This window comes from Paenibacillus sabuli, assembly GCF_014705605.1.
Taxonomy (GTDB): domain Bacteria; phylum Bacillota; class Bacilli; order Paenibacillales; family Paenibacillaceae; genus Paenibacillus_D; species Paenibacillus_D sabuli.
The window spans coordinates 114,982-135,883 of record NZ_JACXIZ010000016.1 but is presented as its reverse complement, the minus strand read 5'-3'; the positions used below and the strand labels follow the sequence as shown (position 1 = coordinate 135,883).

At 54.9% G+C, this 20,902-nt stretch carries 13 protein-coding genes; 2 read left to right on the top strand and 11 right to left on the bottom strand.

The annotated features are described in order from the left end of the window. Positions 1-28: 28 nt before the first annotated feature. The 11 genes from IDH44_RS10200 to IDH44_RS10150 form a co-directional block, all read right to left on the bottom strand. Positions 29-4,723: an Ig-like domain-containing protein gene (locus IDH44_RS10200; protein ID WP_190917254.1), complete on the bottom strand. Its 4,695-nt coding sequence runs from the start codon at positions 4,721-4,723 to the stop codon at positions 29-31. 28 nt (positions 4,724-4,751) lie between these two features. Beyond that, positions 4,752-5,507, bottom strand: coding sequence for a carbohydrate ABC transporter permease (locus tag IDH44_RS10195; protein ID WP_190917252.1), 756 nt, complete (start codon positions 5,505-5,507; stop codon positions 4,752-4,754). An 87-nt stretch (positions 5,508-5,594) separates the two neighbouring features. Continuing rightward, positions 5,595-6,464: a carbohydrate ABC transporter permease gene (locus IDH44_RS10190; protein WP_190917250.1), complete on the bottom strand. Its 870-nt coding sequence runs from the start codon at positions 6,462-6,464 to the stop codon at positions 5,595-5,597. A gap of 23 nt (positions 6,465-6,487) precedes the next feature. Continuing rightward, positions 6,488-7,822: an ABC transporter substrate-binding protein gene (locus tag IDH44_RS10185; protein WP_190917248.1), complete on the bottom strand. Its 1,335-nt coding sequence runs from the start codon at positions 7,820-7,822 to the stop codon at positions 6,488-6,490. A gap of 157 nt (positions 7,823-7,979) precedes the next feature. Next, positions 7,980-9,476 (bottom strand): response regulator, encoded by a 1,497-nt coding sequence (locus tag IDH44_RS10180; protein ID WP_190917246.1) that lies wholly within the window; start codon positions 9,474-9,476, stop codon positions 7,980-7,982. Next, positions 9,448-11,226: a sensor histidine kinase gene (locus tag IDH44_RS27145; protein WP_190917244.1), complete on the bottom strand. Its 1,779-nt coding sequence runs from the start codon at positions 11,224-11,226 to the stop codon at positions 9,448-9,450. Before IDH44_RS27145 ends, IDH44_RS10180 begins: the two co-directional genes overlap by 29 nt. Positions 11,227-11,419: 193 nt before the next feature. Further along, on the bottom strand, positions 11,420-13,744 hold the full coding sequence (locus IDH44_RS10170; protein WP_190917242.1) for an AraC family transcriptional regulator: 2,325 nt from the start codon (positions 13,742-13,744) through the stop codon (positions 11,420-11,422). Between the two features lie 87 nt (positions 13,745-13,831). Further along, positions 13,832-15,304 carry a type 2 periplasmic-binding domain-containing protein gene (locus tag IDH44_RS10165; protein ID WP_190917240.1) on the bottom strand — a complete coding sequence of 491 codons (1,473 nt, stop codon included), beginning with the start codon at positions 15,302-15,304 and terminating at the stop codon, positions 13,832-13,834. A gap of 17 nt (positions 15,305-15,321) precedes the next feature. After that, positions 15,322-16,197: a carbohydrate ABC transporter permease gene (locus tag IDH44_RS10160; RefSeq protein WP_190917238.1), complete on the bottom strand. Its 876-nt coding sequence runs from the start codon at positions 16,195-16,197 to the stop codon at positions 15,322-15,324. Between the two features lies 1 nt (position 16,198). Further along, positions 16,199-17,116 (bottom strand): ABC transporter permease, encoded by a 918-nt coding sequence (locus tag IDH44_RS10155; protein ID WP_317890157.1) that lies wholly within the window; start codon positions 17,114-17,116, stop codon positions 16,199-16,201. Positions 17,117-17,229: 113 nt separating this feature from the next. Further along, positions 17,230-17,544 carry a hypothetical protein gene (locus IDH44_RS10150; RefSeq protein ID WP_190917237.1) on the bottom strand — a complete coding sequence of 105 codons (315 nt, stop codon included), beginning with the start codon at positions 17,542-17,544 and terminating at the stop codon, positions 17,230-17,232. 252 nt (positions 17,545-17,796) lie between these two features. Here IDH44_RS10150 and pflB point away from each other — a divergent pair, with 252 nt between their 5' ends. Then, on the top strand, positions 17,797-20,064 hold the full coding sequence (gene pflB, locus IDH44_RS10145; RefSeq protein ID WP_317890156.1) for a formate C-acetyltransferase: 2,268 nt from the start codon (positions 17,797-17,799) through the stop codon (positions 20,062-20,064). Positions 20,065-20,112: 48 nt separating this feature from the next. After that, entirely contained in the window at positions 20,113-20,901 is a 789-nt protein-coding gene (gene pflA / locus IDH44_RS10140; protein WP_223869538.1) for a pyruvate formate-lyase-activating protein, read from the top strand. Position 20,902: the final 1 nt, after the last annotated feature.

Here is a 20,902-nt window from a genome sequence, read left to right as displayed (position 1 = left end):
TCATAACAGCCAATGATCCCTCCGAAAATTACGGTTCAGAAACGTCCATCTCCGTTGGCCCGATAACCACATTGCCGAAGCGGGCCATCACGGTGAAATACCCCGCTGATTGAATGCGATCCGTCTGCTTGTCAAGGTAATAAAACACATTCCGCCCGTCGACATTCAGTACGATGCGCACGCCCTCCTCTTCGTTTATTGCCCCTACCTGTACACGTCTCTTCACGCCAAACGGAAGCACGTCATTCGGGTAGGCCTCCCCTCCGAGACTCGCAAGGCCGTTAACCTTTCCAAATATTACAGTGCGGATGCCGTTATTGAACCGATGCAATTCAATTTCGTTCGGTTTTATCACGACTGCGTAGGTGTCGATTAACGGAGATCCCAGCTGCTGATTGCGAAACGTGATGGCTTCCCAGCCCGCTTCCGTTTCGATCGTCATATCGAAGGTCAACAATTCATCAGAAAATGTCTGTCCGCTGTAATACCCGTGGCCCGAAGGCGTCGTCAACCGCAGACTGCCTTCGTTGAAATCCAGCGAACCGGAGGATACGCCCCAGTCGTCCGTATGCTCAAGCATGTCGTTCAGCGGGTAGGGAGGCACCGTCAACCCTGCTTCGCTGCTGTACTGAATGACCTCGATATCGAACGTTCGCGTGAGCGCATTCGCCCCGTAGGCGGCAACCGTCACCGTCGCCCCCCCTTCGCCGACAGCGAGCAGCGTCCTATCGGGTTGAATCGCGACAACGCCCTCGTCGGAGCTAGTGACGGACAGATCGTCTAACAACAGCTCCCGCCCGAGCTCTGTTACACCGTAGACCCCTGGATCGAGCGTATCGCCCAGGATCATCCTACGGCTTGCATCACTCGGTATGTTTCGCAATTCCATGGAGATAACCTGATCGCCGATATAGACTTCCGTCTCGTAGGTCCACAGCAGGTCTCCTTGCACAAGCGTCGTTTCTATCGTCGCTTTTCCATAATTCAACGCCTCTACGATGCCGTCACTCGTCACCGAGGCAATGTCCGGTTGCAGCGACCGGTAGACGACAGTTCGTCCGCCCGGGCCCGCAGCCTGTCCTTTGTCCTTCGTCCCTGTCAGGGAGATCTGGGCCGTCTCGCTGACCTGCAGCGCTAATTCCTTCGTGGTATGCACGCGTTCCATCGCCAGTTCGTACTGTTCCTGATATTGCGCTTCACGTCCCGCAGCCGCGATAATTTGCTGCGCATCCGGCGGCCAGTTCGCATCCGGATGCACGTTCGTGTTCGTCACCGGGAATGATGCAATCGTCGCTTGCACGTGATTGGTCGTGGTGTAGTTGTTGTCGAACAACAGGTCCTTCTCTTTTCCGAATGCCCAGTAGGCTGGCTCATTTCCCCAGTTCGGCGTTTCCGTCTGATCAATCACGTTATCGCTGAATTTCCAGTAATTCGAGCCGTTATCCGCGTACAACACGGACCACTTTTCGAGTTGATTTTGCAAATAGTTGCCGCTGACCTCGTTCATATCCGCAAGAGAGGCGCCCGTGTGGCCCAAGGTGTAAATTGCTCCTCCGTCGTAAATGCCTGCGCCCATCAAATCGTGAATATAATTGTTTACAATTCGCACCTGTTTTTGCCCCGCACTGACAAAGTTGGTCCATCCATATCCAATATGGATGGCCGAATACGGAAGGTTGAAGATGTGATTGTGGCTGATTTCCATATCGACCGGGAAGCCGGCCGAGACAGCCGCTGCCGCAGCGTACTCTGTACCAATATCATGGATATAGTTATTTGTGACGTCGACATTGCGCATGACGAGACGGCCATCCGGCGGAGCATAGATATACGCGTTGTTCACTGTCGGTTCCCCGACGTTGATTGCGCTGCCAGAAATATCATACATATGATTTCCATGCACAGCGCTGTCCTGAACGCCGTCGATCAGCTTCAGTGCGGTGCCTCCAAGGTGCTTGTAACTATTGCCTTCAAAAAAAATATGGTGTGCCTTTCGTACGGTGACGGCAGCATCGATCAGTTGGTCATCCTGGCCAGGGTACCGCAGATGATTGTTTTGCGCATCGGCCAGCCCATAGCTCGTACTTGGCCATAACCAGGTCGAGTAAGCAAAGACAACATGCTCAAACCGAATATGATGCACGCGTTCGTCAAGCGTCGATCCTTCGATGCGAATCAGTTCCTCCAGCACCGGAGCGGTTACGTTTGCCGTCGACATATTTTCGAAGGGTCGCGGTTTGTAGTAGACATACTCGTCGTCCGCATACCATTCGCCTTCGTCATCAAGCAGTTCATACGCATTCTCCATATAGACCGGACCTTGCGAGACGGAGGTAGCGCCCTTGCTGCGGACCGCCCCCCAGCCAGGCTGTTGCATCATAAATTCGATTGTCGTCCCGTCCTCCGAGACACTCGCCGACTGGACAAGCGCGCGCGGCTGCGTCCAGAGCTCCTGAAACACGAACTCCAGATGATCCAGTCGGTCCCACCCCGCAATTTCAACATCCTTGCTAATGACGCCGTGATCGGAAATCTCCGCTTCCGTGAGTGTCCCTTCGCTTCTCGCACGGATCGCGCGAATGCCATTGATGTACAACTGTCTCGTCTCCAAGCCAATGGAAGGCGCGCGGTAGATGCCGTTCTCCGCATCATACAACTGCCAGCCCTCGATGCTTCGCCCACCGCTGATCACTGCTTCTTCCCCCGGGTAAGATGTATAGGTCACATTGTAATAAGCACTCCCGGAATCCTGCTCATTAAGCAGCAGCGTCTCGTTCAACTCGTGTACGCCGCCCCGCAGTATGATTTTCGCATCCCCCGTCATCTCTCCGCTCGCCCTCATCGCCCGGAATGCGTCGCGCGCGCGCGGTAACGTCCGGAATGGGTACAGCAGCGAACCGTCATTCGTGTCGCTGCCTAATTCCGCATCGACATACCATGTATCAGTCACGATTCTCGGAATCACTGTCACGGTGCTGCTCGACAAATGCCCCCCGTCGCGGGTCGTAGCGGTAATGACTGCCGTGCCCGGAGCCTGCGCATATACGGCGCCTGCAGCATCAACCTGCGCGACCGTCTCATTCGAGCTCGACCATATCACGGCCGAATCGGAGGCATCGACGGGCAGCACTAGCGCACTCAGGCTGTCGTCCGCTCCTACGGGAAGCGTCAATGTCTCCGGCGTGACTTGTACGTCAGCGGCATGCTGGAAGTAAACGGACACCGGACGGGAAGCCGTGTATACCGCCGAGCTTACCGTGTCCGTTAGCAGTGCAGTGATGATTGCCTCCCCCGTGTGCAGTCCTGTGACAGTTCCATCGTCATTGACAGAGACAATCCCGGGTTCGCTGCTGCTCCATTGCACGTCGTAGAACAAGGCATTCTCCGGCCAGATGGTTATCGGGAGCTCACCCTCGCTGCCTTGAGCGATCGCAAGCGCCCCTCCCGGCAAGCTCACCTGCGCGACCGGCGCATATACGTACGGTTCGATGCGTATATCGTCAACATACAACGATGCTGTCCCTTCTCCTTTGTAGATGCCAAATCCGATTCTCGACACGCCCTCCTGCGCCGTCTGGAAGGCGAAGTTGTCGCCAAGCAGATGCCCATCTACCCATACAGCGAAAGTTTGCATTTTTACATCGATAACGATGTCGAACGCATACCAACGGTCCGCCTCATATCCAGTCCATAGATCGACCCAGGTTCCTTGAAGTATTCTGAGGTTACCCGTATTGAAAAACGCGATCTGTGTAATCACTCCGTCCTGCCCTTGAATCACAGGGGCCAATACGGTTGCATCTGACTGCCCTGCTCTCGCCCGGAAAGAAATGCGCATGTCTTCCGATGCCGCAGGAATGGTCTTATACACGTAATAGCTACTGTCTGCAGACTCAATCCGCTGCAGCTTCATCGATTGTCCGGGCTCTCCGTAGATCGCCCCCGTCACCGTCTCATAGTTGTCTGTGGAGGATTGCGGATCCAATGTGGACGGATAGACCCCCGGCGTCAAACGTTCAAAATCCTCATCGTATTCGGGTGCAGGCGGTTCAATCAGTGAATCTCGAATACGGATATTGTCGACTACAATCGCTCCGACAGGATCGCCCCGGTAAATCCCCGTCCGCCATTGGCGAAGCTCGCTTTGGCCGGTATGAAAATTAAGTCCGAGCGCGAGCGGGCTTCCGTTCACATAAATATCGAACGTTTGCGTGAGTGCATCGACAGAAATTTGAAAGTCATACCACGTATTTGCGCTATACGATGCTACTGTGAACCAACCGGTATCTGTATAAGCTTTAATTTTCCCATCGTGAAAGAAAGCTAATTGAGTGATATAATCGTTCTCGCCGACGAGAACGGAAATGAGTGTCAACATATTCGTCTGCTCCGCCATTGCACGAACACCTACCGTTGCCTGCTCAAGAACCTGTTCCGGCGCAAGCGTCACCTGCGCATAGGTCGAGACCGTCGTCGCCGACGTCCTGGCAATGCGGAAGCTCCGATTCTGCGTCTGAGCATCCTCCATCACGTAGCCCGTATAATCGGATTGAGAAGATAGCGCGCTTAGCGAGCTCGGGTACGCCTGTGCAGGATAGCTATCGAAATCCTCAGCAAATACGTCTTCACTCCCGTTCGCCGACGCCAATCCTGTCGCAGGCGGATAAGAGAATGACAGGGTGAACAATAACAGAATCAGTATCGTTCCGAATCCTCGCTTCATCCCAACCCCTCCTCCTATAACCTTACCGCTATCCCTTCACCGAACCGGAGACCAAGCCTTTGACGATCTGCTCCTGAAAGAAGACATAGACAAGAACAACCGGTATCATCGTAATGGTAATACCTGCGCAGATGAGACCGTACTCACTGGAAAATTCGCCTCTGAAGTTGGCTAGCCCGATCGGCAGCGTGCGCAGATGATCCGATGAAATAAGCACTGAGGCGTATACGTATTCATTCCAAGCGCCGATGAAGTCCAGAATGGCGAGCGTCGCGATTCCCGGCATGCTGAGCGGAAGAATAATCTTGTAAAACATGCGCCAATAGCTGCAGCCATCCACGATCGCAGCTTCCTCCAGCACTGCCGGAATTGTCCTCATGAATCCGGCCAAGACAAAAACCGACTTCGGCAATGCGAACACACCGCTTACGATGATCAGCGATAATAAGTGATCGCGAAGTCCGAGACTGTTCATCTTCAAAAACGTTGGCAATAAAAGCGACTGCATCGGGATGGCCAACCCGATGACGAACATGCCCCACAACCAGAAGTTCCCGCGAAACGTAAAGCGCGCGATGACATAGGAAACCATGGAGGCGATTGCAAGCGTGAGAATGACGCTCGCCGTCGATACAAGAATGCTGTTCCAAAAATAAGCGTGCATATTTGCGCTTTCCCAGGCTCGAATGTAATTCTCAAAGCTCAAGCGCTCCGGCAGGGCAAACGGGCTGCGAAATATTTCCCGATTGTTCTTAAAGGAGCCTGCGAATATCCAGGCGAACAAAAACAGCGAGAGTCCTGCGTATAACCATAAAAAGCCGTATTTGGCCGTGCCGAATACCAGACTGCGGTTCTTCATTCGTGTCGCCCCCTATCGCTCCGCCTTGTTCAAGGCTTTCTGAACAGCGACGGAAACCACAACCGCGATGACCATAATGCTGACAGCTATGGCACTGCCGTAACCGTAATTCATCATGCCAAAGCCTTGATTATACATATAGCTGCCTGTCACTTCCGACCTGTGCAGCGGTCCGCCCTGCGTCAGAATTAATATAAAATCGAACTGCTTGAACGCAGTTGTCACCGCAAGCACGAGACAAAGGCTAATCACTCCTGATATCATCGGAATAATGACACGGATCAACCGTTGAAATTCATTCGCCCCGTCCATCTCCGCCGCTTCCAGCACTTCGGTGGACACGCCCTGCAGCCCCGCTAGCAAAATAATCATAATCAAGCCGAGATGGCTCCAAACGAGCGGCAGCGACACCGCGGACATCACCGTCGCCGGATCGGACAACCACACTCTTGTGTAGTCGCCGAGACCGATGCTCCGCAAAAACGTGTTCAGGATACCGAAATAATTTTCATAAATAAACTGAAACATCAGGGCCGTCGCAACGCTGGAGATAATGACGGGAATAAAAAAGACAGTTCGCAAAAATTTGAAGGCTCGAACTTCCGTATACAACAAATATGCCAGAAGAAGCGCTAATGGAATCATAAGCAAAATCAGGAATGCCAGCAGATGCAGCGTATTCAACAACGAACGGTAAAAAACTGGATCTGAAATTAAAACTTTGAAGTTCTCCAAGAAAACGAACGTCTTCGAAGAGACGGCATCCCACTCGAAAAAGCTATAATACATCACTTCGCCAACCGGACTGAGGAAAAAATAGATGTAGAGCAGGAGCGCCGGCAACGAAAATGTGACAATGAGTAACCGTTGTTCCTTTTTCATAGACCGTACCTTCTTCATCGCGTTCATTCGAAAGCTGGATTCGGATAATCAAGAATCGCTTCCTCGAAGAGCTTTGCATATTCCTCCGGATTAATCTCGTTCAGGTATAGCTTCGTCACCAGATCGTTATATCGTTTGCTAGCTTCGGCCGAAAGCAGCTCGTTATGGTCCGCGAACGTCTTCACCGTACCCGAATCGCGCAGCTTCAACGCCTTTGCGAGCATCGGGTGCATATCTGCATTACGATCCCATACGATCGGACTCGGATTTCCGGAAATGACCTCCAGATCTTTTCCTACTTCGGGTCCGGCAAGATACTTCACCAATTCCCAAGCCGCTTCACGCTTGCTTTCATCCTCGTATGCGTGCTGACTCAGGTATACAAAATAGCCAGCTGCAGACGTCATATAGGCATCCCCCGCCTCAGACAGTTTCGGGAACGGAATAACCTCTACATGCTCGAATAAATCTTCCGCCACACTACCGAGCGTCCAACTGTGCTGGAAATACATCGGCGACATGCCGGCATTAAATAGCTCCAATGCTTGTAGCGTAGACAGCGTCTCCATTCCTTCGGGGAAGGCGCCTAACTCAACCAGTTCTTTCACATAACCTGCCGCCTGTGCAAGACGGTCGTCAAATGGCTGATTGCCGATCAAACGCTCGCGCAGATCGTCTCCGTACAACTGATCGACGAGACTGAGCAGCATCGCCCGCGGCGTACCCCCGTTCGCTGCGAACGGAATCAAGCCATTTTCTTCAAACGTCCTCACCGCTTCCTTCAACTCGTCGAATGTTTCCGGAATGTCCACGCCGTATTCTTCGAACATTTTCGTATTCACCAAGAAGGTCATCATGTTCTCCTGGATAGGCAGCGCATATATACGTCCGCGGTACGTCGCCGAACCGTAAGCGTTCGCACTATAAAGTCCGTTCAATTCTGGATCGTCAGCGATCAGATCGGTCAGATCGGCGATTTTACCGTTTGTTATATAGCGCTCGGTTTCACGCACGCCCCAGTGAAGGAACACGTCCGGCGGGTCGTTGGCAGCCATTTCGGTCACGATCTTATCGCGAATCCCGTTACCCGGCGCTGTCTCGACGTTCAACGTAATGTAATCATGCTCCTGCGCATACCGCTCGACCGCTGGTTCGAACGCCTTTGCCATTGCGGCCTCTCCAGTCCAACCGTGCGCCAGCGTCAATTCAACGGCCGCTTTCTCAGTATCGGCGGGAGCCGATTCTCCTTGCCGTTCCACCACCCTGTCCGACGATCCGCCACCCTCCGAACAAGCCATCAAGATAAGCGCCATGCCCAACACCAATACGATGCTCTTTATCCCCGTATCTCTGTTCACGCGTTCTCCTCCATTTTTCTTTTTTCCTTCTCAGTATAAAAACCGGACCGGACTGCCACCTTCACAATTATTTGATTATCCTTGAATATTTTTGGAAAGCAAAAAAACGCTCTGTCCTCGCATGAACGTTTCTATGCGATCTGGAGCGTTCCCTTCGTCAGCTCAATTGTCCTTTGCGAAATTGATTAGGCGCAACACCGCATACTTTCCTGAAGGTTCTGGTGAAATAGTTTGGATCATCATAGCCAATTCTGGAGGATATCTCTGTGATTTTCAGATCAGTATTGGCAAGCAGCAGCTTCGCCTGCGACATTCTTCGCTTGGTCACATAATTGACAAAACCCTCACCGGTCTCTTTTTTAAACATAGTGCTCAAATAGGTCGGGTTGAAATGCACGTGTTCAGCAGCGGCAGACAAATTGCACACTCCGGCGTAGTGCCTCTCCACGAACTCGATTACCTGTCGAATCGTATTTCGATTATGCTCCGACTGCCACGCGTCCAGACGCTGGAAAAAACGGTCGACCACGCGCTGCAATTGCCGCACCGCCTCTTCCCTCTCGCGTTCCGGAGCACTAAGCGATACCAGCTCTTCCAGCGGCTCATTCATGACTCTTCGACTTAATTTGTCGAGCGCTGCGGCGATCATGTATACGCAGCGGCGGACAGCATTGGGCGGGATCTCTTCCTGGAGGCAACGCAGCTCGGCAGCGGCGCGCTCCCGCAGCGTCTTCAGATTGCCTTCCCCGATGAGGTCAAGCCACTCTTCAAACAGCAGCTGCGCGCGGTTGAGCAGCTCTTCTAGCTCGGCTGCGGATTCCACTTCCTCCAGCCCGCTACCTACGACTGGCGCCGCGAGATTCGCCAGTTGCTCTACCCGTTGAATACCACTGGAGACGACCAGCTTGGGGAAGACGCCCAACAGCTCAGCCAATGTATCTGTCAGCCGCCCCAGCCAATCCGGCCGCGACGTGGTGTCGGCGGTATCAATCAGCAACGCGGCGATGTCATGCCGAAGCATAACCATGTACAAGCGGGTCCGTTCGCTCTCCGCCATCTCCTCCACGATGTTTCTGACAGCGAAGTGAAGCAGCGCCGTCTCGCCATCCAGCTTCCCGCCTGCTCCGCTCAACCCTGTCAAAAAGCAGCAGCTTGCTCCTGTCGCGAACTGCTCCAATAGCCGGCGCTGCTCCTGTTCGAGCGGAAGCCCCAGAAAAGCGTTCCGAAGCGCGTTTTCCTCAAGTAACCGCATATTCAACAGGCGCTGCCGACGCTCCTTGTCCACAATAGCGAATGCCTGATCCAGGGCTCGAACGAGATCCTCCTCAGCACAAGGCTTCAATAGAAAATCCAACACGCCATATTTAATTGCGGATCGTGCATATTCAAAATCCTTGAAGCCGGTCAAAATAATAACTCGAGTCGATAAGCCTCGGCTGTACACCGCTCGCGCCAACGCGATGCCGTCCATGATCGGCATCCGAATATCCACAATTGCCAGACTCGGATGAAGTTCCTCAATTAGCCGCAGTCCATCCTCTCCGTTGCCCGCCTCTCCGGCGACCTGCCATGAAACCGTATGGTCTGCGATGAGCTTCCTCAGGCCCATACGCAAATACCGTTCATCATCGATCAATACCACTTGATATTTCATGCTCCGCCCCCCCGTTGTCTGTGTCGATCCATACGTATGGCAGCCTTAGACGCATCGTCGTGCCACGCCCTTCCTCGCTTTCGATTTCCAGGCCGTACGGCTCACCGTAGATCAAAGCAATCCGGCGGATAACGCTATGAATGCCGAGATGCGTCCTCTCCGACGTAAAAGCCGAAGACAACAGCTGCCCCGCTCGTTCCGCTGTCATACCTCTCCCGTTGTCCGACACTTCAATGACAAGCTGCTCCCGATCAGGCGCCTTATAGATCCGAATTTCCAGCCTGCTGCGTTCGGGCATGGCTTGCTTAAACGCATGGATAAATACGTTCTCCACCAGAGGTTGTAGCAATAGCGGAGCAATCCTGCACTTCATGACGTCTTCTCCAATATGCTGGCGCAGCTCCAGACTGTCCTCGAATCGAACGCTCTGAATCCGAAGATAATTGGAGATCTGCTTCAATTCGTCTTCCACCTTCGTCACATTCCGCGACGGCTCCAGTGAATACCGGAGCATATCCGACAGCGACAGGATAAGTCTCGCATTTTCTCCATCTTCCTGCAAATACAATCGCCAATAAATCATATCGAGCGTGTTGTAAAGAAAATGAGGGTTCAATTGTGCTTGTAACGCCTTCAGCTCCGCCTCCCTCTCCCTGAGTTGCTTCTCATATACTTCCTTGATCAAAGTGTTCAGATGCTCCAGCATGTTATTAAAACTGTCGCCAATGAACGCAAGTTCGTCCTGCGTTCGAATGCTGACCTTAACACCCAGATCCCCCTTGCGAACCCTTCTCATAGCAGCCACCAGTTTATTCAGTGGCAGGAAGAGCTTCTGCATCGCGAACAGTACGAGCAGCGCGGACAAGCCGATGCCGGCAAAGGCGCTGAAAAATGAGACGTTCAGAAGGTTTCGACTCTTCTCCTTCAAGCTCGAAAAAGACGTGCTGACAATCAATTCAAAACCTGTAAAGGAAGAGCTGGCTGAACTGAAAATTGAGGTGCCTGTATTTTCGGCCAATGCCCCTCTCAACTTCAACACATCATGAAATTGTTTATCATCTGTATACAATAAACCTTCTTCCTGATCCAGCAAATACGTGTTTCCGCTCACATCCTTCATCATATTTTGCAATTCATTCATAAAATAACGCTCGTGAAATAGGAACACAAGGATTCCGTAGTTTTCGAGATTCTCCTTCTTCATCCATCTTGCGGCGACAATCAGCTCGCCATTTACCTCTGGCATATCCAGCAAGCTTTCCATTGTCGCACGATACCAAATCAATTCACCGTCGGTAGCTTCCAGCTTTTTCGCAATCTCTCGGTACGATTCATCATTTAACGGACGGGACAGGAAGGAATTCGCCGGCTGAATTTGTACCCCGTCGTTATTGAACAAGTTAATGGAAAGCAACTGCGGCTCCGAAATCATCACCCGATCCAGGATCCTCTGCATGGCCAGCACCATGCTATAGCTGTGGGCCTCAAGCGGCAACAAGGAGGAAATCTGCGTGTTAAATATGATCTGATCAGATAGCTTGTAGCTGCCTTGGACTCGCTTATCGATTGTATACATCATCTGACCGACCGTATGCGAAAACTGATCGCGCACCTCTTCTCTGGCTATCTTCACATGAAGTGAGTAGGTAATGTAACCGGATACAGAGAAGACAACGCTCAGAATGATGGCTAGACGAAGGACGACCTTCCATTTCAATTTTCTCCCGTCAAAAACCGCTTTCTCTTGCACGCAAACCATCCCATTCCCTTATATAGGCCATTTCGTCATCACGAAAGTTATGATTAATCCTAATTATACTCCAATTCCGAGACTTCACAATTCAGGATTAAGAACGGTAAGACGTAGCCGGCCGAAATCGGAATGGACAGCCGCATGCGGCGGTTTGCAAAGATCGCAGCCGCGAACCGCGGGAACAATACGGTCAGGTCTGCCGATCGCGGTACTGGCTCGGGGTTACGCCCTCGCTTTTTTTGAAATTGCGTATGAAATTGGAGGTGTGGCTGTATCGCAGCCGCCCGGCGATTTCGGCGATTTTCATATCCGTCTCTTGCAGCCATCGCTTGGCGACGCTCATCCGGTGTCGGGAGAGCACGTTGCTGAAGGTCGTGCCCATCTCTTTTTTGAACACGCGGCTAATATAGTTGGCATTGAAGTGCAGCCGGGCGGCGCACAGCTCGATGGTCAGATCCTCGTCGTACTCCTCGCGAATCATGGTCATCACCGCCTCGGAGATGCTGACCTCCCTCGAGCGGCGGCGCACATCCAGCCACGCCATCAAGGGCTGCAGCACCTTCCGGCGGAACCAGTCCTGGATCTCCTCCGGCGAGTTCTGCCGCTGCAGCTCGGCGATCCCGGTTCCACCGGCCGAGAATACGTCCTGAATCGAGCCGCCCTCGTCGTGCACGAGGCCGATCAGATTGGCATGCAGACGGCCCAAGAAAAACTGACTGTCGAGATGGCTGACGTTTTTGTCCAGCAGTTGCGCGACCAGTTGCTCCAGGCACGTCGCAGCGAGCTCCGCTTGCTGCTGCTTAACCGCTTCGAACAAGCCGCGTTCGAGTTCCTTCGGATATTTGAAGCGGTCGCGCGCCTCGGGTTGCACCTCATCCATGAACAGAATGGACTCGTGTCCCAGTCGAATGCGGTACGCAAGCGCATCAATGCTCTCCCTGCACGCGTCCGACGCCTGATGCAGCTCCTCGTAAAAGCGGCTGATTCCGATGCTGATCTTCACGCCCAGGTACTGCTTGACCTTCGATTGGATTTCCTCAGCCAACGTATAGGTCCGGACTTGGAAGGGCCTCGTCTCCCCGGCATCCTGTCCGACCAAAATAAATACGCTTTGATTCATGACAATCGGGCTAAGCCGATTGGACGCCGGCACGATTTCCTCCGCCATATTATGTATAGCGAACATCAACAGATCGCGCGCCCGCTCGTTGAACCGGGTATGCTCCAGCGTATCGATCTGGATGGCGAAGATGCACCATTGCTCCCACACCGCCGCATAGCCGTACGCGGCGAGCTGCTCCTCCAGCTCGCCGGAATACAGCTCGCCCTGCAGCAGCTTGACGACGAAGTATTCCTTCGCCTGCCGATTCAAGCCCCGGATCTGGTGAGCCATGTCGTGCTGCGTCTGGACCAGGCCTTGCAGTTGTTCACCGATGAGCGACAACTCGTCTCCCGCGCCGCGCTTTGAGCCGTCCAGAGCGGGCAGGAAGCGCGCCAATTGCTGAATCGGCGTGTACATGCGGCGAGACAACAGGAATGCGATCAACACGACCAGCCCAAGAATGCAGCCTGCGACAAAAAAGGTATACCCCTTGATCGCGCGCGACTCCACCGTGATCCGCTCGACGGACGTCATTGAGATATAGGTCCAGTCGTTGTATGCGGATTGATTATAAGTAACCACGTAGGTCTGATCGCCGTCGTCGTAGGTAAAGTTCGGCGCAGAGCCGCCGTCTCTGCGCGCATGAATCGTCCGAATGTACGGCGCATCGGCAAGATTGGTCCCGATCCGAGATGCATCCCCGTGCGAGATGACCGTGCCGTCGCCGTTGACAATGAGCAGCGTGCCCACCCGCGCGTCACGGGTCAACCGCTTGTTGATCTCTTGCAGCGGGATATCCACCGCGAGCAGTCCCGCCGGGGCGAGCGCATTGATCGGGATCGGCTTGACCAGCCGCAGGACGGGATCGGCGGCGCCGTAGTCATACGCCAGGGTCCAGAACGACCGCCTCCGCATCTCCTTGTAGGCGGTGAGCTGATCGCTCAATTGCTTCAACACCGCATCCTGCTGCCGGCTTCGATCCAGCGAAGCGAGGACATACACGATGCCGTTATCGACCAGCCATTGCTGATCGAAGCTCATCAGATTGACGTCGCGTATGCCCAGCTCGAACACCTGGATTTGGATGAGCTTCTGCTTCAGACTGTCGAAGATTTTGCGATGCTCCGTATGGTAGGGCAGACGCATCGCCGCATGCATCGACACTTCGTTCGTCGTCACGGGGCCGTTGACCAGTTGGGTCGACAGCGTATCCACCGTCTGCAGCAAGTATTCCACGCTGGCGCGATTTTGCCTTAAGATCAACTGATTGCTCCGCTCGACCTCCTCTTGAATGGTGGAAGCGGACTTGTGGTAGGACAAATACCCCAGCAGCGCGAGGGGCAGCACGCCCATGAAGCAGCTCAGCAGCAGCAATCGTACAAAAAAACGAGACGCAAAGTAGCTTTTTTTCATAAGCCCCTCCCCCGCCTCCATTATACATTACACATTTCAAAAACGGGGACAGCCAGCTTGCCGCTGTGCGATCCCCGCTCCGGTCCGTTATTCTTCGTGCAAAGCCGCCAACTCCTCCGCCACTTGACTGCCGCCGGCTTTTTTCCACGCTTGCACCGCCGCTTGAAATCCGTCCTCATCGATCTGCCCGAGCACAAACTGGATGGCGGCGTCATCGAGAATCGTATCCAGCTCTCCACCCCGTTCGACGTATGTGGGCGAAATGTACTTGAAGGCCGGGTTGCCGACGGCGACTGCGTTGTTGGCTTCCATCCGATCCCGGATCATCCGGTCGGTCTCCGAGTCGCCGATCGGGTAGACGAGCACGTCGTTCACGAGGAACTGCCGGAGATCGTCGATGTTGAATTGCTCTGCTTCCGGCTTGGCGGCATTGTCCAGCAGTAGCTGCTTGAATTGCTCCGTGCCCTCGGAACTGCGCTGCGCATCGAAAAAGCGCAGGATGGCGCGCAGATCTTCCTCGGTCTTGACCGCGCTCTTGGGCATCAGGAAGGCCGACAGGTAGCCCTGGCCACCGTAGGACCGCCCGTTGATCGGAGCCGCTACGGTAAAATCAAAGCTGCCGCCGAACTCGCTGGCCTTGCTGTAGTAAAACGGGACGACCGCATCGAAGGCCTCCACAGTGATGCCAACCTTGCCGGTATACAACCCCTTGCGGCTCACGTTGCGGTCCTCGATGGCGAAGTTCGGATTGATCAGCCCCTCGTCGTAGAGCCGCTTGACGAATCGCAGACCGTCCATATATTCAGGCGTCTCCACATCCCGGATGAACCGTCCGTCCTCCACCTTCCAGATGTTCGGCGCGCCGAACCAGGCCATGATATCGCGGCTGAAGCCGTCGTAGCTCATCAGGCCGTACGTATCGTCCTGACCGTTCCCGTCCGGGTCCTGCGTGGCGAAGGCAACCATCAGGTCATAGACCTCTTCATCCGTCGTCGGCAGCTCCATGTCCAGATTCTCCATCCAGTCGCCGCGGATCACGACGCCCCCCCGGGCGACAGCGCGCGGGCGGATGATGCCATACGTCTTCCCTTTGTACTGCGAATTCTCCACCGCGATGGGATTGAACGTCTGCAAATTCGGAAATTCGCTCAAATACGGATCCAGCTCCCAAAACATGCCGGACTCGATGCCGGTGACGATCGAAGGGCTCAGCGGGTCCGCCAGGATCACCTGGGGAAGCTCGCCGGATGCCAGCGTGACGCTTAGTTTTTCTCCGTACACATTGTTCGGTACCCAGGTCATGTCCAGTTCCACTTGCGTGATATCCTCCATCGCCTGCATGATCGCGCCGTCGTCCTTAGGCGCCGTCTCGGAATGGTAGGTATTCATCATCGTGATCGTCACCGGACCGCCTGCCTGCCCTCCCGATCCGGTATTCCCGGCATTGCTCCCGGCGTTCCCTTCGTTTCCGCCTCCCGAGCAGCCCGACAAGACGAGCGCAAGCGCCAGGCCCACCCCGAGAATGCGCTTCCAAATAACCATTTCCCCCTGCTTTTCCATGTAAACCCTCCTCATCTTTATCCTTTCACCGAGCCTAGCAAAATACCGCTGGCGAAATACTTCTGAAGAAACGGATAGACCAGCAAAATCGGAAATGTGGCCACGGTAATGACCGCCATCCGGACCGTATCGGGCGGAATCGAGGCCTCGCCCTCCACCGAGCCCTGCTCGACGAACCCTGCCTGAGAGATCAGCACAATCTGCCGCAGCAGCACCTGGATCGGCCACTTATCCATATCGTTAATGTACAGGATCGCATGCATATACGTATTCCAATGCATAACGGCATAAAACAACGTCAAGGTGGCGAGCGCCGGCAGGGACAACGGCAAGACGATCCGAAACAGCAGCCGCAAGTCGCCGCAGCCGTCAATTCTCGCCGACTCCTCGAGCCCGTCCGGGAGTTGCTTGAAAAAATTGATCAGGATGATCAGGTAAAACGGCAAGATCGCCCGCGGGAGCATCAACGCCCAGTAAGAATCGAGCAGTCCCAGCTCCTTGACCACCAAATAATCGGGAATGAGCCCGCCTTGGAAAATCATCGTGAAGACGACGAGGAACATAATGGGCGCCCGGAAACGAATTGTGCGTCTCGACAACGAATAGGCCATCAGCGATGTCATGAACAAATTGAGGGCGGTGCCCGCTACTGTGACGAATACGCTGACGCCCATGCTGCGCGGCAACGCATCCGAAGAAAAAATGTACTGGTACGCCTTCAGCGAAAATTCCGTTGGAAATAGGAGAAAATCCGTCTCGGCGACCAGCCTTTCGGAAGCGAACGAGCTGGCGATTACGTGAATGAACGGCAGCACCGTCCCCAAGGAAAACATCAGCAGCAATGCGACATTGACACCGTCGAACGCACGACTCCAGAGACTTGATCTAATCATGCTAGAAGATGCCCTCCTCTCCGAACTTTTTGGAGAACCAGTTAGCGAAGCTCACGAGCACCAGCCCGACCAGTCCCTTGAACAGTCCGACAGCCGTGCTGTAGCTCATCTGGCCCTGAAGGAGACCGACGCGGTACACATACGTATCGAACACGTCGGCGACATCCCGGTTCACTGCGTTCAGCAATAGAAAAATATGCTCGAAGCTCAAATCCAGAACGTCGCTCAGCTTCAGAATGAACAGAATCACGATCGTGCTACGGATACCCGGCAACGTAATGTGCCAGATCTGCCGCAGCCGGCTGGCCCCGTCCATTCTCGACGCCTCGTACAATTCCGGGCTGATGCCCGCAAGCGCGGCCAGATAGATGACCGTTCCCCACCCGCTGTCGCGCCAGAGCACCTGCAGGATGTACATCGGCCGGAACCAGTCGGCATTCATCATGATCGTGAACTTATCCAGCCCCAGCGACGCGATCCAGGACTGGAACAGCCCGTCATACGATTCGAACAGGACAAAAAACATGGTGACGACGACGACCCACGACATGAAGTGAGGCACATAAATCATCGTCTGGATCGAACGCTTGAGCCATTTCATCCGCAGCTCATTTAACATCAAAGCCAGGATGATCGGAGCCGGAAAGCCAAGGACCAGGTTATACAAGGACAGCATCAGCGTATTGCGCAGCAGCCGGTAAAAGCTCGGCTCCGCAAACAGACGCTCAAAATGCTTGAAGCCAACCCACTCGCTGCCGCCAAAACCGGAGAAAGCGTTGTAATCCTGAAAGGCGATGAGCACGCCGCCCATGGGAATATATTTGAACAAGATAAAGTATGCGATGCCGGGCAACAGCAAAATATAGATCCATCGATCCCGGCTCAGATCGCGCCATAAGGCGGACCTCCTCTTCCGCACGGGTCGCTCGTGCCGCGTCGAGATGGTTGAATGGCTCACTCCGACACTCCTCTCTGTCTGCGACAGACTTTGATCTTCACGATTCAACTGTGCACATCGAACCTGACTCCAGCCTACGCCAAGCGGGCGTGGCCGTCCACGATCATTTGCTGACCTGTCGCAGGCGCCGCCGCAGCAAGGCTTCTATCTGATGAATAGTGCTGATATGCAGCCGGATTATCATCATCTGACCCGCGATGCTTCTCCCCTTCCTGTTGACGGATTGTAAGAACATGATCAATCCGGTGCGCATTCGCCAAGGTGATATCGAAATAGCCCTCCAGAATAGCATGGACCGGTTTCCAGTAAATACCGCATGTATCAGCAGTATGGGATCCGCGCACACGCTCTAAACGGACCGCAGAATGCAGTCGGATCGTCTCCATCATCCCGGAATCGATCCCGCTCTGCCGTTTATTAATCGTAAGATTGCAATCCATCTGTACGATCAGGGCTGCAGGGCAAGTACCCTGCCAAGAGTCAGGGAATCCCCTTAGGGGAACCTCTGTAGCAGAGCGTTTTTTCAGGAGTTTCCCCGATATGAAGTTTCGCAACAGAGGTCTATTATAAAGGTATCAGGAGAATGTCGACGAGGCAGAGCAACACAATGCCATATGTTTGGCAACGAGGAGGGATTTTCAGTGGCAGCGACAGAACAATCTTTACAGCAGCTACCGTTGCAGGAGGCATGGCGAGGCTTCAAAGCGGGAGACTGGACAACCAAAATTGATGTGCGCGAATTTTTGATTGCGAATGTCTCCCCCTATTTGGGCGACGACGCCTTTCTGACTGGTCCGACTGAGGCGACGACACGCTTGTGGAACATCATCCGTGAGCTGACCCGCGAGGAACGCGAGCGCGGCGGCGTGCTGGATGTGGATACGGACACGCCGTCTTCCATTGTATCGCACGGACCGGGTTATCTCGATCAGCAGCTGGAGACCATTGTCGGCGTCCAGACAGACGCGCCGTTCAAGCGCGCGATCCAGCCTTACGGCGGAATTCGCATGGTACAGGATGCCTGCGAAGCCTACGGCTTTGAATTGCCGCACGAGATTGTCCGGCTCTTCACGGATATTCGCAAGACGCATAACCAAGGCGTATTCGACGCGTACACGCCGGATATGCGCGCCGCCCGCAAAGCCGGCATCATCACCGGCCTGCCCGATGCATACGGCCGCGGCCGCATCATCGGCGACTATCGCCGTGTCGCGCTGTACGGCGTAGATCGGCTGATTCAGGCGAAGAAAGCGGATATGAAGCGGACAGAGCAGGAGCAGATGTCCGAGCGCGTCATCCGCGAGCGCGAGGAACACGCCGAGCAGATCCGCGCCCTGCAAGAGCTGAAGGCGATGGCCGCTTCGTACGGCTTCGACATTTCCGCCCCTGCGCAGAACGCCAGAGAGGCCGTGCAGTGGCTGTATTTCGGCTATCTCGGCGCCATCAAGGAACAGAACGGCGCTGCGATGAGTCTGGGACGGGTTTCCAGCTTTTTAGATATTTATTTTGAGCGCGATTTGAAGGAAGGCACCCTGACGGAGGAAGGCGCACAGGAGATTTACGACCATTTCGTCATGAAGCTGCGGATCGTGAAGTTCCTGCGCACACCGGATTACAACGAGCTGTTCAGCGGTGACCCGACATGGGTGACGGAGTCGCTGGGCGGTATGGCTGAGGACGGACGTCCGCTCGTGACCAAAAGCTCGTTCCGCATGCTGCACACGCTGTACAATCTGGGACCTGCTCCAGAGCCTAACCTGACGGTCCTCTGGTCGCTGCAGCTGCCACAGGGCTTTAAGGATTTCTGTGCGAAAGTCTCGCTTGAAACCAGCTCGATTCAATACGAAAACGATGATCTGATGCGTCCGCTATACGGCGATGACTATGCGATTGCCTGCTGCGTCTCCGCGATGCGCATCGGCAAGCAGATGCAATTCTTCGGCGCCCGTGCCAATCTGGCCAAAGCGTTGCTGTATGCCATCAATGGCGGCAAGGACGAGAAGCTTGGCATGCAAGTCGCTCCCGCCCGGCCCCCGATTACCGATGAAGTGCTGGATTACGATACGGTGCGCGAACAGTACGACGCCGTGCTGGAATGGCTGGCCGAGCTATATGTCAATACGCTCAATGTCATCCACTACATGCATGACAAATACTGCTACGAACGTCTCGAATTTGCCCTGCATGACCGCGAGATCATGCGCACGATGGCTTGCGGCATCGCCGGCCTGTCGGTCGTCGCCGACTCGCTGAGCGCCATCCGCTACGCCAAGGTGCGGCCGGTGCGCAATGCCGAGGGCATCGCGGTCGACTTCGAGATCGAGGGCGAGTACCCGCAGTACGGCAACAACGACCCGCGCGTCGACGACATCGCGGTGGAGCTGGTCGAGCTCTTCATGTCCAAGCTGCGCAAGCATCCGACTTACCGGGATTCGATCCCCACGCAGTCGGTGCTGACGATCACATCCAACGTCGTCTACGGGAAGAAAACCGGCTCCACGCCGGACGGCCGCAAGCTCGGCGAGCCGTTCGCGCCGGGCGCTAACCCGATGCACGGACGCGACCGCAAAGGCGCGCTCGCTTCGCTCGCCAGCGTCGCCAAACTGCCCTACGAGCAAGCGCTGGACGGTATCTCGAATACCTTCTCCATTGTCGGCAAGGCACTGGGGCGCGAGGAGTGCGCGCGCGTACGCAACCTGACCTCCATGCTGGACGGGTATATGTCGCAGAAGGCGCATCATCTGAATGTCAACGTATTCGACCGCGCAACGCTGCAGGACGCTATGGAGCACCCGGAGCAATATCCGCAGCTCACCGTACGCGTATCCGGCTACGCCGTCAACTTCATCAAGCTGACGCGCGAACAGCAGCTTGAGGTGATTAACCGGACGTTCCACGGCGCAATGTAACCCGGAGAGCCGCGATTAGCCAATCTGACCAGGAGGGAGTGACGCGCTATGGGAATACCACTGAGAATGTGCCACGATACAGAGGCCAAGGGCCGTGTGCACTCCCTTGATACCTTCGGAACCGTCGACGGGCCGGGCATCCGGTTCGTCCTGTTCCTGCAAGGCTGCGCGCTCCGCTGCCAGTACTGCCATAATCCCGATACATGGGACACGACGAAGGGCAAGCCCATGACCGTCGCTGACGTGCTGGCCGAAATCGAGCCGTATGTCGCATACTACAAGCTCTCCGGCGGCGGTTTGACGGTGACGGGCGGCGAGCCGACCTTGCAGGCGCCGTTCGTCGCCGCCCTTTTTCGTGAAGTCAAGCGACAATTCGGACTGAAGACCGCACTCGATAGTTCCGGCTTCTGCGAGCCGTCCCATGCCGACGCATCGGGCCTGCTCGACGCAACCGATCTGGTGCTGCTCGATCTGAAGCAGATGAACGCCGGACGGCATGAAGCGCTGACGACCCAATCCAACGAACGCATCTTGCGCTTCGCTCGCCATCTCTCGGACAAAGGCACGCGAATCTGGATTCGCCATGTACTCGTCCCCGGCGTGACGGACAGCTACGAGGACTTGCTGGCGCTCGGACGGTTCGTCGGCACGCTCAATCGTGTCGAGCGGGTCGAGCTATTGCCTTATCACCGTATGGGCGTCTACAAATGGCAGCAGTTAGGACTCGACTATGCGCTTGATGGAGTACCGACACCGGCAGACCCGGAGGTCGCTCGTGCCCGCCGCATTATCGAATCGGGCAGAGCAGAGCGCGCTTCATCAAGCCACAGCGGCTAAT

Coding starts and splice junctions, on each gene's coding strand:
- IDH44_RS10200 (WP_190917254.1), bottom strand. CDS start 4,723: ATGAAGCGAGGATTCGGAACGATACTGATTCTGTTATTGTTCACCCTG.
- IDH44_RS10190 (WP_190917250.1), bottom strand. CDS start 6,464: ATGAAAAAGGAACAACGGTTACTCATTGTCACATTTTCGTTGCCGGCG.
- IDH44_RS10180 (WP_190917246.1), bottom strand. CDS start 9,476: ATGAAATATCAAGTGGTATTGATCGATGATGAACGGTATTTGCGTATG.
- IDH44_RS10170 (WP_190917242.1), bottom strand. CDS start 13,744: ATGAAAAAAAGCTACTTTGCGTCTCGTTTTTTTGTACGATTGCTGCTG.
- IDH44_RS10165 (WP_190917240.1), bottom strand. CDS start 15,304: ATGGAAAAGCAGGGGGAAATGGTTATTTGGAAGCGCATTCTCGGGGTG.
- IDH44_RS10160 (WP_190917238.1), bottom strand. CDS start 16,197: ATGATTAGATCAAGTCTCTGGAGTCGTGCGTTCGACGGTGTCAATGTC.
- IDH44_RS10150 (WP_190917237.1), bottom strand. CDS start 17,544: ATGATGGAGACGATCCGACTGCATTCTGCGGTCCGTTTAGAGCGTGTG.
- pflA (WP_223869538.1), top strand. CDS start 20,113: ATGGGAATACCACTGAGAATGTGCCACGATACAGAGGCCAAGGGCCGT.